This is a genomic window from Acinetobacter sp. 1207_04, from assembly GCF_052850415.1.
Genome location: NZ_VXCQ01000009.1, coordinates 101,066 through 113,920, shown reverse-complemented (window position 1 = coordinate 113,920; position 12,855 = coordinate 101,066). Strand labels below are relative to the sequence as shown.

Sequence of the window (12,855 nt, the reverse complement as noted above, 5' to 3'; positions counted from 1 at the left end):
TTTGCAGATCAACAGTCTACAAATCAGTCTACAAAAAATAATTTTGTGAATTGTAATAAAATTTGTAGACTGTAATCTATCTATTCAATTATAAAGAAAAAACCGCCCTAAGGCGGTCTAATTTTACTTCAACAATAAGTATCTTTGGTGAGGTAGCATATTCAGCTCAAACATATGCTCATAGTCATAATCTGGCAGTTTTAAATCATGCTTTTTGCATAGATCCTTTATGGCTGAAGTCATATAGAACATATTGTCATGTAGCATTGACTCCAATAATGGATTTAACTTAGCTAAAGTTGGACTGTGTGTTTTCCACCATGCTTGAAATAGCTTGGCATGTATACACAGTGTTTCTATAGATTGGGTGTCATCTATATGAATATCCCCTTTTGTCTTAATCTGTAGCGTTTCCAGGTAATCCACAGCATCTTGGAAATGAATTGCCAAAAGTTCATTGTAGCGTGGTATACGGAAATGCTTATTATGTCTGCTCCAAAGTTCAGTGCGTTTTTTTACACTGCCTTCAGAGCGTCTCTCAATGATTTCTTTGAGTATCGTTTGTTGTTCTGCGTTGATTTTTACTCGGGTGTCGATTTGCTGTTGTAAAGCTTCTTTGTCTAATACATCAAGAACCCATTTGCGGAATTCTTTAGCGACTGGTGTTTTTGCAAACATAGCGATCAAATGGCAACCGCGCAAAGAAAATACTCTAATTTCACGTGACTGACCCTGTAACGTCATTTTGACGTTACAGGTCATTCCTCTAGAAAATTCATCTGCCTTTCTTTCTAATACTTTATTAACTGCATCTTCTCGCGCATAACCTAACATTTGAGCAAGTTGACGCGAGCTAATCCATGGCTTTTGGTCATGCATAATTACATCTAGAGTTGTATCCCTAAAACAAAGTGATAAACTAGTCATATCAATATCCTTCATCTGGTATTGGTAAATACCCCGTCTTCCGCCAAGAATGTTCGGGGTATTTTTTATTTAAAATAATGTCCACTGGACATATTGCAAATATATATGTCCACTTGATACCATGTCAACAGAATTTTTCAGGATGAAGTTATGGGTAAGCATTTAGGTGTCGCATATAATTTGCGCTTGCCACAAGAACTAAAAGATAAAATTGCAGCATCGGCTAAAGAGCTGAATCGCTCTATGAATGCGGATATTGTTGCTCGGCTGGAAGAAAGCTTTGAAGGATCAACCTTTACTAAAGAGCAAAAAATTGAATATGGTGAGGGATTTTTAGCGGGTACAGTTGAAGCATTAACAGCTTTATACAGTGACCTACTTGGTGATTTAGAGAAAGGTTACTCAAATAATCCAACACCAGAATTATTTTTAGAAATAGAGAAATATAAATTTTTAATAGAAAAAATGAACTTACTCTTACATAGTAAACCCAAAAGTTTAAATACTAAGTGAGATAAAAAAGCACCGTGAGGTGCTTTTATGTATAATTACTGCCAAATAATTCATCTGAATCTAAACAGCACTTTTTGTACTTTAAGTCTGAGCCACAATGACATTTATCATTTCTTCCTATTTTTACTTTAATTTGAGAATTATGATTTCTAGATACATCTTTATAATTTGTAAATTCTCTGAAAATATGTTGTTCTTTTCTTAACTTCTCAGCAGTCTTTTTCTCTTTATGAGGTAATACCTTGGGATATTCAAACAAATAAACTCCCTCACTTCTACCTTCTGAACCTAATGGTTGAGTGGCAAGTACTATCACCTTTGTATATTTAGGATTTAAATATTTTGCAACTAAACCATATCCATGTGAATAAGCATTTCTTTTAACTACATATTCCTCAATGCTTTCATTTTCATCTTTGGGCAATAATAAGAAAACATACAATAAATCCTTATATGAAATTGGCTCAATAATTCTACCACTTCGTTTATTTGTAGGTACATTTATAAACTTTTCTTTGAAAGCGTCAGTTAGCAATGCTCTAGAACTTATGTTCTCAGATGCTAATGCTCTAACTGCTATTTCGTGAGTTGCTAAGTCAAGTTCAGCACCTTCCCCAACCTGAGCAGTCACAATTCCATCTGAAAACCTAGTTATTAGTTCCTCCCAATATTTACTTTTCTCAAGTAATATTTTTCTCAATGTGCAATTATAGGAATTTTGATAGGCTTCCCATTCATCTTCTCCTATAAAAACAGCGTTATCATCTGAAAGTGTATATTGCTTAAGTTCATCGAAATTGAATTTATTTCGTGCCAACAAAGAAGGCTCCTGAGATAGGTAAAAAGCTAGAAAATTTTCCTCTCCCAGTGAGCCACTTAAATTATATTTTCTTATAAAAAGTTCTTTAAAAGTTAAATAATGTAAAAAGTCTGAAATAGTACCTGTCTCTTTAATAACGAGATCTATAGAATATTCATCAAATACATGTACGAATGTTTTTTCTCGATTGAAATCATTTAATGTAAATGGATTTTCCATAACATCTTTTTCATCTAACGCGTATATATGTGCAAATGTTCCTGAGCTCCCTTCAGCAGACTGGTTAAAATATTTTTTTGCAGGTTCTAATGTATTTTTTGTTAAAGCTACTAGATGGATCTCTAAATTCTTGCTACTCAGATCAAATGGAAATTTATTTTGACATTTTTTATCTAAAAAAACTCTATGTGGATTGTTTCTTATCCAACTTTCAGCTCCATACAATTGATTTATCGATTTTTTAACAGAATCTTTATACCATCTTTTCCATGATGTATTTACGTCTTTATTTTCATTAAATTTATTATCTTTGTCTGAAAAAATTATAATTTTATTTCCAAAAGCAACGATAGCATCACATATTTCAACTCCTTCATTTTTAGTTAATAAATTTCTATCATTACATGGTCCAACATATGACCATAAAGATAAAAACGTATCATTTAATAATTGAGACATTTGTCTTTCACTGTCAGTAACCCCATCACTTTTATAAATAGGCTTAAGCATTCTTCATCTACAACAATTTTAGTTAAAACAAATATATAAAACTATTTTTTATTATTCAACATTTATTCTTTTCTAAAAGAAAAAGCGCCCTTAGGCGCTTTCTTCTACAATTCTTAAAACTCTTGGCTTTCTTGGAATCTCCATTCCAACCAAGTTCTCAAGAAAGCCAACATTTACATTCAAAGCTTGAGCTATATCCTCTGCAAAAATTTTCTTTTTCGAGAGCATAGCAAAGCAGACTTGAAGGAGCTCTGGTTTCTCCTTAGGAATCAGATGATCTTCTTTTTCAGTAATGCCCTCACCTGTTTTTTTAAGGTAAATCACACCACTGGTGTATTGCTCTTGAGTTAATAAACCTAATTGTTTAGCACGGTATAAAATCGCTGCTTTGCTCACCTTCCACGTTTGTTTGAAATCACTCAATTTGCTCCAGTTATAGCGACCATTCTTATACCAAGTAGGAAAGTGTGTACGCATCATAACTTGAGGAATTAACAAAGCAGAGGCGAAATGGTTTGCTTGTGATTCAGTTAACCTATCTCCAGTAACAATACCATCATGCAATACAAGGTGACCAAGTTCATGAGCCAAGTCAAAACGTTGACGACATATACTTTCTTTTGCTTCATTACGGACAAAGATTGGACGCTTTGTAGCTAAAGATAAGGCATCTACTTCCTTAGATATAGAAGAAAATGTGGTTACAATAATGCCATGTGTTTCGCAAAGCCGAACCATATTACTGATTGGACCTAAGCCTAAGCCCCATTTTTCACGACACTGCTCAGTTATAAGCTCAATTACTGGATTCTCTGCTACTGGCTCATCATCCGGCGTATGAATATCATATTTAGGCAATCTGAGTTTTAAGTCCAAATATTCAGTCAATCGCTTTATATATTCGCCTCTAGCGATAACAATCTGCTTAAACGAAACTTTTGCGGTACGGTTACTTCTGAAATGGATCTGATCTTCCTGTAAGACAGGTTTTAGTTGCATAAAAAAAGACTGTGGCACATTAAAATGATGCGCCACTTTGTCAATAAATTGATCGTTGGGTAGAGTCTGCCCAGTTTCAACTTTATGAAGATATTGACGTGTATAGTCAGAGTTCAGCTTGCTACCTAAGTCTTCTAAAGATAATTCATAAAATTGTCTAAGAAGTTTTAGTTCCAAGCCATTAAACTGTGTTGTCATGGCTAGTCATCTTACAATTAGTTGTTTACAGCTTCGGAATCGTCATCATCTTCACTATCCATATCTGGATCTTCAACCAATGGAGAACCCAATTCCACAGAAGTTGGTGTTTCAGGCTCATCTAGGTGAATATAATTCGTACCAACAATATTGCTAGAATCCCAGTAAGCAACAACTTCATTTGCTAAATTATAACCAACGAATACAACCAAAGGCTCGTCATCTAATGTTTTTGGCTCATTAAGAATAAAACGCCAATAGTTAGGTTGTAGATCATCGAATGGAAATAAGCTCAAACTTTGCAATTGCTGCATGAAGTATTTCTTTTTCTTGGGATTCTCGAAATCATCTTTTAAAAACCGAATAGTTGCATGACCAATTTGGAAAATAAACTTCAAAGAGCCATTGACCAAATGCACATCTACCGGGCACTGTTGCTTAATGATTAATGTTAAAAAACGATTGCGGGTACGATCAAAAATACTAGTACCACGACCATAATTTGAATCGTCTTCTGAACTTAGTACATAAAGAATATCTCGATAAATATTCAACATATGCTGAGCAAAGAAGCTTATAACCTCATCAGTTAGCTGTGGTTCAAAAGTAGAAGGATGACGCCATTCCATAAAAAATATCCGCAATAAATAGTGAAATGTTGGGTTAAAATCAATTTATTGCTATTTTAAACATCTGTCAACCAAAATTTATTGCTAAAAATACAATATGTCAACTAAAATGACTTTTATAAGACTTTACCCCTACATTCATTGAGCAAACATTCTAAGAATTGCTAGACTTCACGTAATGTTTTTACTTTAAAATAATTTATGAAATTTTTACTCATTTTAGTTTTGGGGTTTACTTCTATTCAAACCTATGCAAAAAAATGCGCTGACTTTAAAACACAAAAAGAGGCTCAGGCTTGGTATGAACAACGTAAAAAATCAGGGCAAACAGGTTGGAAAAGTTTAGACCGTGATGGCGATGGGCATGCTTGTGATTGCCTGCCAGGTGGAAATGGCACAAGGTGCCCGAAGAAGAAATAGTATCTTTCAAATACTTTGCGGAATATAGTCTGTTTTATTAAGAGAATATATAGCTACTTAAGGATTAAACTTTACTTTCATTATTATTTTTATTATTTATAATCATTTAACTTTATCAGCTATTATAAAAGTGATGAAAATGATTAAAAAATCTTTAAGTAAAATTATACTTCTTAGCCTACTGACCACACCAATAACTCTCGCTTTTGCATATGATGCTGCAAGTGAAGGACACCGAATGTCTCAACGTTTTGTGGAACAACAGCGTCTACAAAATCAACGAGAAAGAGAGATTCAAGCACAGCGCGAACGTGAGCGCCAACAGCGTGCAATACAAACACAACGTCAGTTTGAACCATCAAGACAGCAATATAATACTAGACCTGTTTCTGAAGCTGAAATTAGAAAAGATTTAAACGACTTAGCTGACTTCATTAACTCTGATGAGACTAGAGAGTCTATTGAATATATGAAAAATATGAAGCCGGATCCTGCGGTAGAATCAAACAGAAGATCATATGAATACGCTGAAGGTTTTTTTTACTCTGATGAATGACATAAATCGAAGAGCTTCAAAAATAAACCATGGAGATAATACTTCAGTCCCTTATATTTGTTTTAAGCTTGCTGGTTTAGGTTAAGAAAAGCCCTTAGTAGAGGGCTTTCTCAAATAGCTTTTGTTCTATTGATGAAATACAAACGTAAATCGTCAAAAAAACATTTTAGTGCGCTAAAACCAATTATAGTTTCATGTAAAATACTGATACTTAACGATAACTTTTAAGCATTTCGCATAAGGTGTATTATGTTAATTTTAGGACAATTTAACTAATGAGTGATCCTATTTGGAACTAATGATAAGAGAAGTCGACTAGGAAACTATTATAACCAAATAAAGTCTCGGTTTAGGCTGTGTCAAGTGATGTGTATTGTTGTATCACACTCATCTTCATTAACCTCAGATGATTTTTTATGATAACTATTTAATATTATTTTTCTTATATAAGTTTTATTTTATTTACTTGTTTCTTTTTATCATTATTGATTTTTAGAAAACTGTTATATGGGTTAGGTATTTTATTATTATACCTACACTCTATTTTTACACTAAATATTATCAATTATTACCCCTCCCACTTATAATGGTTTTGATCCAGCATCCAGTTCTAGGGGGCAAAGGGCTGAGGTATATTATTTTAAATTTGATGATTATAGTGAATTTTATTTCCGAAATAATATCAAAGAGTACAAATTAGATTTTAGTAAATTAAGTATAAATGATAATGTTTGTTTGACACTTCAGCGTAATAAGGATTTCAAAAACAATTTACGTAGGGCAAAAATAATTTCAAGTTGAACAAAGACTCATCTGAATAAGCAACCATTTAATATAATAGCACTTATGTGAAATAACCCTCAATTGAGGGCTTTCTCAAATAACTTAAGCTCTTTAGCACGACGATTTACAAGCCTCAGTTGTCTTTTTATAAATTCAAAACATTTAAGAATTAACTTATTAATGACAAAATACTAAATATTTCTACTTGAATACAACAGCTTTAAATTGCTAAAACACTAGAACCGAATGTTTTTATTTATTAATAAATAGCAGAAGTATCATTTAAAAATAAATACAACTCATTCAAAACTTAACAATCTACTTTCTCATGCGGAACTAAACTTCAGCTCAATCAAGGGGGTATGATCTTGATTATATTATTTTTCCTTGCCATATTAATTCAATTTTTAACTTTATGGGCGGTCTTCTATTTTTCTTTTTCACGAAAAATGGGCTCAATAACTATCATCTTTATCACTTTATTTACCGCATTTATTACACCATGGTCGCTCATTTTAGGGATTCCATTAGTTCTAATTAGTCTGATACTAATAATTGATCCACTCAGAATGTTTTTCATTACTCAACCCGCTTATAAAATGTTAGCTAATTCAATGCCTAGTATGAGTACAACGGAACGTGAAGCTTTAGATGCAGGTACAAGTTGGTGGGAAAAAGAATTATTTATGGGTGCACCAGATTGGTCTAAATTTGATACTTATCCTTATCCTGAACTATCCGAACAAGAACAATCCTTTATTGATAACGAAGTCGAACAACTCTGTGCCATGCTAAATGAATGGGATATTCACACAAATCAGGATCTCTCCCCTGAAACATGGCAATTTATTAAAGATAAAGGTTTCTTGGGCTTAATTATTCCTAAAACGTACGGTGGTCGAGAATTTAGTGCTTTTGCACAAAGTCGAATTATGAGCAAAGTTGCATCTCGCTCACTCACTGCTGCAGTCAGCTGTATGGTTCCAAATTCACTTGGGCCTGGCGAGTTATTACTTAATTATGGTACTGATGAACAGAAAAATCGGTATCTTCCAGGCTTAGCTAAAGGTACTGAAATTCCCTGTTTTGGCTTAACTGGTCCTGAAGCTGGTTCTGATGCGGGCGCAATTCCTGATACTGGAATTGTCTGCTACGGTGAGTTTGAAGGAAAAAATGTACTTGGCTTAAACATGAATTTTTCTAAGCGTTGGATTACTCTTGCTCCAATCGCAACGGTAGTCGGACTTGCATTTAAACTTCATGATCCTGAAGGCTTACTAGGTGATAGTACTAAAAGTGACTATGGTATTACATGTGCATTAATTCCAGCCTCTCATGAAGGTGTTATCGTTGGGCCACGCCATCACCCTGGTGGTTCTCCATTTATGAATGGTACCGTTGAGGGGAAAGATGTCTTCATTCCTATTGATTGGATTATTGGTGGTGCTGAAAATGCAGGTAAAGGATGGCGTATGTTAATGGAATGCTTGGCTGTAGGTCGCGGTATTTCTCTTCCTGCACTCTCTACAGCTGCAGGTGAAATGACTTATTTAACTGTAGGTGCATTTGCCAAAATTCGTCAACAATTCTCAATTTCTGTTGGTAAATTCACTGGTGTTCAAGAAGCCACTAGTGAGATTGCTAGTGATACCTATATGTTAGAAGCTTTCCGATACTCGGTCACATGCGGATTAAACCAAGGCGGTAAACCTGCAGTCATGACGGCTATGGCAAAATACTACGCCACTGAAACTATGCGTAAGTTAGTTAACCACGGTATGGATGTTGTCGGAGGACGTGCAATTCAACAAGGGCCTCGTAACTTCTTAGCTTTGTTATATCAAGCCATTCCAATTTCGATTACGGTGGAAGGTGCTAATATTCTTACTCGTTCATTGATGATTTTTGGTCAAGGCTCAATGCGCTGTCACCCCTATTTATTTGAAGAGCTTCAACTACTTCAAATGGATGATAAAAAGACTGCACTCAAAGAAATGAATACAATCCTTTATCAACATTTAGGTTACACCTTTAATCGAACTGCTCGTGCTTTAGCTTATGGTTTTACAGGTGGCTCAAATCATGCACCAAATAGTGTAGATGATTTTACTGCTCCTTATTACAAAATCATAAATCGTTTCAGTACAAATTTCGCCCTCACCGCCGATATGTGTTTAGGCTTATTAGCAGGTGAAATCAAACGTAAAGAAATGCTATCAGGTCGATTAGCAGACATTCACTCATATATGTTTATTGCAACGTCTATCCTCAAGTTTTATGAACATGGAGAACATACCCAAGCAGAGCAAAGTCACGCTCAATTGGCCTTAGAAAAAATCTTATTTCAGGCACAAGAAGCATTTATAGGGTTATTTGATAACTTCCCTTATCCATTAGCTGCTAGTTTAGTAAAGTTTATTTGTTTTCCATTCGGTCGACCAATAGTGCAACCAAGTGATAAATTAAAGCAACAGGTTGGTGATTTAATTATGGAAGACAACGCCTTTCGTAACTTATTAAAGCAACATGTCTATTACAATACTGATCCTCAAGACGTAACAGGTCGAATGGAGTGTGCTTTCCAAAGCCTACTTCAAATTAAAGACCTTTGGGATAAATTTAAAAAGTCGGAATCAAAGGATTTATTTAAAGGTTTAACTTTTGAAGAGCATATACATGATGCAATTCAAATCAATTTTATTACTCAAGCCGAAGCAAATCGTTTACTTGAATACAATGCAATACGCTATGACAGCATGCTGACAGATATTTTTAATGAGCATCTAAGCGAAGTTTTACCATTAGAAAATCATCATCTATCTTCACAAAAATAGCTTCTAAATTTCTACTGAAAGCCGTCAATTGAGGGCTTTCTCAAACAACTTCCGTTGTACAGCACATCTATTCATAAGACCCTGAATCACCTTGCCACCACCTTTATTCCAAACATTGAACTGAGCAGCTGCAGCTTTATAATCACCAAGATTCAAATTTCTTTAAATCATGTGCCATATACGCTTTGGCTTATGCTTCAGTGCAAGTATCCCCTTTTTTTACTTTGATGCCATTGGGATAAATTGTGATACCGAAACCGATGGTCCATACACGAGGTCAAATAAAAAGCTCTGTAATGAGCTTTTATACCGCTTCAGCAACCATTAAATTACCAAGATTACGTGCTTCACGTGGTGTTAGTGTTAAAATCTCATCATCACCAATTTCTATTTTAACGGTACCGTCAGGAACTACCATTTTAGACATGATTCGTGAAACACGATGTTTAGGTGTCGGAATGAATACAGCACGCTGTACACGTATAATCTGACCACTATCGACCAAATAACTTAAATGATCATCAATGACGGAGAGCTTTAACTCAGTAAGCTGCGACAAAGTCTCTCTAGTGACGATTTGCTCATGTTCTAGCACTTGAAACCCAAAATAATGAATTACAAAAATAGAATTATGCCCACCCAAACACCAGTTAAATCAACGAATATCAATATTTTTCTCATCATTGTAATTGTTGTTTTAATATTAATTGTCATTATTAAATAGCGCTTAATTGAGTTTTAGATAGTAAGTATTTCACAAGGATATTTTCAAAATTTAAAACTATATAAGTTGACAACTTCAAGCACTAGTTATTATAGTTAGCCACCTTATTATATTACACCTAATCAAATGAAGCTCGATCAAAAATATAAAGCACTTTTGTGTGAGGCTCAAAAGAGAAATTTACCGGATATTGAAGGTATACAATTGTGTTTTAAAACACTTTCACTTGCTTCAAACATAGATAGAGATTGTGCAAGTCAACTTGCCATCCATGATTTATCTGAAGGCAGATTTGTTCTTTTATTCTTATTAGATGCAGCAGAAGTAGGAGTTGCACCTAAAATTTTAGCAGAACAAGCAGGAATCACTCGTGCAACTGTAACAGGTTTGCTCGATGGCTTAGAGCGTGATGGATTAGTAAAGCGACATGCAAACATAGAAGATCGTCGTGCATTAACTATTCAGCTCACATCAAAAGGCAAATTGATAGCTAAAAAAGTCTTTGACCAACATAGTCGTTGGATTGCCAACCTATTTGGCAACCTCTCATTACAAGAAAGAAATCAATTAAGCACATTGCTAGAAAAAGTATCTATCAACCTGACTAACAAGGAATCATTATGAAGCACTACCTTATTGAACTATATACTCCAAATGCAGAGTGGAAAGCTTTGTCACTAGAAGAAAGGAAACAATTTTTAAATAATGTAGGAACTGCAATGAGTGGACTTTCCGACTTAGGAGTTCAGGCTCTGACACTAACAGAAATCGAATCTAAAGTTGATCAAAGCAGCGAGCATCAGTTTTTAGCAGTTTGGCATTTCCCTAATAAAGAAGCTTGTGATGTCTTACTTAATGGTATTAAAGCCAGTGGTTGGTATAACTATTTTGATCATGTTAATGCTGTTGGTAAAGAAAATAGTTTTATAGAGCATCTTGATTCACTTTCTAATATTTGATTTGTATAAATCAATTTTTTAAAATTCTTATAAGAGACAAAAAAGCACAAGCAAAAAGACTCTAGCTTGTGCTTATAATATTAAGTTTAGAACTATATAGGTCGTTACTCTTTTAAAGGCTTAGAATAAAAAGAGATTTTCCCAATGGTTATTCCAGCATCATTTTGTTGTGTGAATACTGGTTTTGTTGTTAAATCTGTAGGCCTGAAAATAAGTTGAAGTTGATCAAAATTAGTCGCTCCAATTTCTTGCAAATTATCTGAAATATTTAATTCAACATCATTGAGCTTTGCCCCTGAATGATGGCCGTGACCTCCTTCATCAACGCCGAAATATGAGAATGTCATTAAATAACTCTTTTTAGAGTTCTCTTTATTAACCAAATAAACACCATAGGTTAATAGAGGATTATTCTTCAATTCTATATTTTCAAGCTTTAAAAAACTTTCTGCAGGTTTATTATTGAGATTAGATTTTAAATTTTTTGCAGGTATTGCAAGGTTAATTTTATCGGGCATTTGACCCAATATCGCTGTTGATTTTAAATCAAAACTCTCATGACTACCCAACGGACTTGAAATTGCTTTAAGCGCACCGAGTGAGTGTTCTGTATTTTTCAAATCGAGATCTTCATATTTAGGCATATATTCAGGGCTAAATGCATCGGCTACTGTTACAGTAACTTTATTGCCATTTTCATCCACAAAACTCATTTCTTTTTCAAACCATGCAGGATCCATCCCTAAATTTTTCTTAGCCCATTCAAGTGTAATTTCTTTTCCATTACTTTTTGTTTCCATCCATTTTTGCCATAATCGGTCAATATTCCGATGATGTAAATAAAAGATTGGATCATTCCCTGCTGCAGGAACAACTCCCATATAAGGAGCAATACAATTAGCACCAACTCCACAATGCATCATTCCATGCGGATCTTGCTCAATTAAATTTGAAAAACCATTTCTTTCATTTGAAAAAAACTTTTCAGCTTTCAATGCCTCTGAACCTAATATATCAACACCTTCCCCTTTTCCATTCATGTAAGCATTAATGCTTTGCTGTCCTGTATTTAAGCCCTTAGTGCGATATTGACTATATATTGACTTATCTTGCTCAGTAAATTGTGTTGGCAAAGCTACAGAAAAACTTTCTTCATCATAATTATCTTCATACTTCCAATATGGCAATACGAACTCAGCACTTCCACTCGCATTTTTCAGTGTTTTATTAAAGAAATGTAGATAGAGTCGATGCCAAGGTAAAAACATATCATTAGCTACATCCTTAGAGCTATGTGGGCAAGTCCCCCAAACATCTTGTGCAATTTTATCATCTAAAACGGTTTGATTACGAATAGCCGTATAGTATGTCGTATACGTTATACAGAGTTCTATTTCTTCTTTCGATTTATTTTTGAAAGCTTCACTAAAACAACTCCCTACTTTATTTTTAATAGTATCTTTTAATGCTTTTGCATTTGGATCAGTTGATAGATCTTCAGCAAAATAACCATGTATATTTGCCCAATATTGTAAACTCGTCCTAAAATCCTTTGAATCATGAGCAGCATTATTACGCTTTTTCATCTCGTCAAATGCTTTATCTAATATCTGTATATTTTTTTGATTTTTTGAAAAATTTTCATAACTTTGAATATTCGCGAAAGTTGTTCCTTGCATAAAAAAAAGAAGACTTCCGGCACCAAATCCCATCATAATTTTTTTCATTATTATTTCCCCGATAAAAATTGAACAATAATTAAAA

11 protein-coding genes and 2 pseudogenes are annotated in these 12,855 nt (G+C 34.1%); 6 read left to right on the top strand and 7 right to left on the bottom strand.

Translation table 11 applies throughout. The features are described 5' to 3' along the window. Window positions 1-123: 123 nt before the first annotated feature. Window positions 124-927, bottom strand: a complete 804-nt coding sequence (locus FW754_RS10000; protein ID WP_446324561.1) for a BRO-N domain-containing protein — start codon at window positions 925-927, stop codon at window positions 124-126. 150 nt (window positions 928-1,077) lie between these two features. On the opposite strand from FW754_RS10000, the gene FW754_RS09995 reads away from it, so the two are divergent. Beyond that, window positions 1,078-1,440: an Arc family DNA-binding protein gene (locus tag FW754_RS09995; RefSeq protein WP_446324560.1), complete on the top strand. Its 363-nt coding sequence runs from the start codon at window positions 1,078-1,080 to the stop codon at window positions 1,438-1,440. Window positions 1,441-1,465: 25 nt separating this feature from the next. On the opposite strand, the gene FW754_RS09990 is transcribed toward FW754_RS09995, so the two are convergent. From FW754_RS09990 to FW754_RS09980, 3 genes are all read right to left on the bottom strand, one after another. Continuing rightward, entirely contained in the window at window positions 1,466-2,989 is a 1,524-nt protein-coding gene (locus FW754_RS09990; RefSeq protein WP_446324559.1) for a YecA family protein, read from the bottom strand. A 90-nt stretch (window positions 2,990-3,079) separates the two neighbouring features. Beyond that, window positions 3,080-4,186 carry an XRE family transcriptional regulator gene (locus FW754_RS09985; protein ID WP_446324558.1) on the bottom strand — a complete coding sequence of 369 codons (1,107 nt, stop codon included), beginning with the start codon at window positions 4,184-4,186 and terminating at the stop codon, window positions 3,080-3,082. Between the two features lie 17 nt (window positions 4,187-4,203). Then, a complete protein-coding gene (locus FW754_RS09980) occupies window positions 4,204-4,815 on the bottom strand; it encodes a hypothetical protein (RefSeq protein ID WP_446324557.1) in 612 nt (203 codons plus the stop codon). 201 nt (window positions 4,816-5,016) lie between these two features. Between FW754_RS09980 and FW754_RS09975 the strand changes: the two genes are divergently transcribed. The 3 genes from FW754_RS09975 (at window position 5,017) to FW754_RS09965 (ending at window position 9,408) form a co-directional block, all read left to right on the top strand. Continuing rightward, the gene (locus FW754_RS09975) at window positions 5,017-5,235 is read left to right on the top strand and encodes an excalibur calcium-binding domain-containing protein (RefSeq protein WP_446324556.1); all 219 of its coding nucleotides are present in this window, start codon (window positions 5,017-5,019) and stop codon (window positions 5,233-5,235) included. Between the two features lie 139 nt (window positions 5,236-5,374). After that, window positions 5,375-5,791 (top strand): hypothetical protein, encoded by a 417-nt coding sequence (locus tag FW754_RS09970; protein WP_446324555.1) that lies wholly within the window; start codon window positions 5,375-5,377, stop codon window positions 5,789-5,791. 1,145 nt (window positions 5,792-6,936) lie between these two features. Then, the gene (locus FW754_RS09965) at window positions 6,937-9,408 is read left to right on the top strand and encodes an acyl-CoA dehydrogenase (RefSeq protein WP_446324554.1); all 2,472 of its coding nucleotides are present in this window, start codon (window positions 6,937-6,939) and stop codon (window positions 9,406-9,408) included. Window positions 9,409-9,432: 24 nt separating this feature from the next. On the opposite strand, the pseudogene FW754_RS09960 reads toward FW754_RS09965, so the two are convergent. Together FW754_RS09960 and FW754_RS09955 are read right to left on the bottom strand one after the other, a co-directional pair. Further along, window positions 9,433-9,679 (bottom strand): annotated as a pseudogene (locus tag FW754_RS09960) (glycoside hydrolase family protein); the annotation flags it as partial. Between the two features lie 36 nt (window positions 9,680-9,715). Continuing rightward, a pseudogene (locus FW754_RS09955) lies at window positions 9,716-10,051 on the bottom strand (hypothetical protein); the annotation flags it as partial. A 207-nt stretch (window positions 10,052-10,258) separates the two neighbouring features. Here FW754_RS09955 and FW754_RS09950 point away from each other — a divergent pair. After that, the gene (locus tag FW754_RS09950; RefSeq protein ID WP_446324553.1) at window positions 10,259-10,756 is read left to right on the top strand and encodes a MarR family winged helix-turn-helix transcriptional regulator; all 498 of its coding nucleotides are present in this window, start codon (window positions 10,259-10,261) and stop codon (window positions 10,754-10,756) included. After that, entirely contained in the window at window positions 10,753-11,091 is a 339-nt protein-coding gene (locus FW754_RS09945; protein WP_409510120.1) for a DUF6616 family protein, read from the top strand. Before FW754_RS09950 ends, FW754_RS09945 begins: the two co-directional genes overlap by 4 nt. Before the next feature lie 104 nt (window positions 11,092-11,195). Here the strand turns inward: FW754_RS09945 and FW754_RS09940 are convergent, their stop codons facing one another. Then, on the bottom strand, window positions 11,196-12,818 hold the full coding sequence (locus FW754_RS09940) for a tyrosinase family protein (RefSeq protein ID WP_446324552.1): 1,623 nt from the start codon (window positions 12,816-12,818) through the stop codon (window positions 11,196-11,198). Window positions 12,819-12,855: the final 37 nt, after the last annotated feature.

Coding starts and splice junctions, on each gene's coding strand:
- FW754_RS10000 (WP_446324561.1), bottom strand. CDS start 927: ATGACTAGTTTATCACTTTGTTTTAGGGATACAACTCTAGATGTAATT.
- FW754_RS09995 (WP_446324560.1), top strand. CDS start 1,078: ATGGGTAAGCATTTAGGTGTCGCATATAATTTGCGCTTGCCACAAGAA.
- FW754_RS09990 (WP_446324559.1), bottom strand. CDS start 2,989: ATGCTTAAGCCTATTTATAAAAGTGATGGGGTTACTGACAGTGAAAGA.
- FW754_RS09985 (WP_446324558.1), bottom strand. CDS start 4,186: ATGACAACACAGTTTAATGGCTTGGAACTAAAACTTCTTAGACAATTT.
- FW754_RS09980 (WP_446324557.1), bottom strand. CDS start 4,815: ATGGAATGGCGTCATCCTTCTACTTTTGAACCACAGCTAACTGATGAG.
- FW754_RS09975 (WP_446324556.1), top strand. CDS start 5,017: ATGAAATTTTTACTCATTTTAGTTTTGGGGTTTACTTCTATTCAAACC.
- FW754_RS09970 (WP_446324555.1), top strand. CDS start 5,375: ATGATTAAAAAATCTTTAAGTAAAATTATACTTCTTAGCCTACTGACC.
- FW754_RS09965 (WP_446324554.1), top strand. CDS start 6,937: ATGATCTTGATTATATTATTTTTCCTTGCCATATTAATTCAATTTTTA.
- FW754_RS09950 (WP_446324553.1), top strand. CDS start 10,259: ATGAAGCTCGATCAAAAATATAAAGCACTTTTGTGTGAGGCTCAAAAG.
- FW754_RS09945 (WP_409510120.1), top strand. CDS start 10,753: ATGAAGCACTACCTTATTGAACTATATACTCCAAATGCAGAGTGGAAA.
- FW754_RS09940 (WP_446324552.1), bottom strand. CDS start 12,818: ATGAAAAAAATTATGATGGGATTTGGTGCCGGAAGTCTTCTTTTTTTT.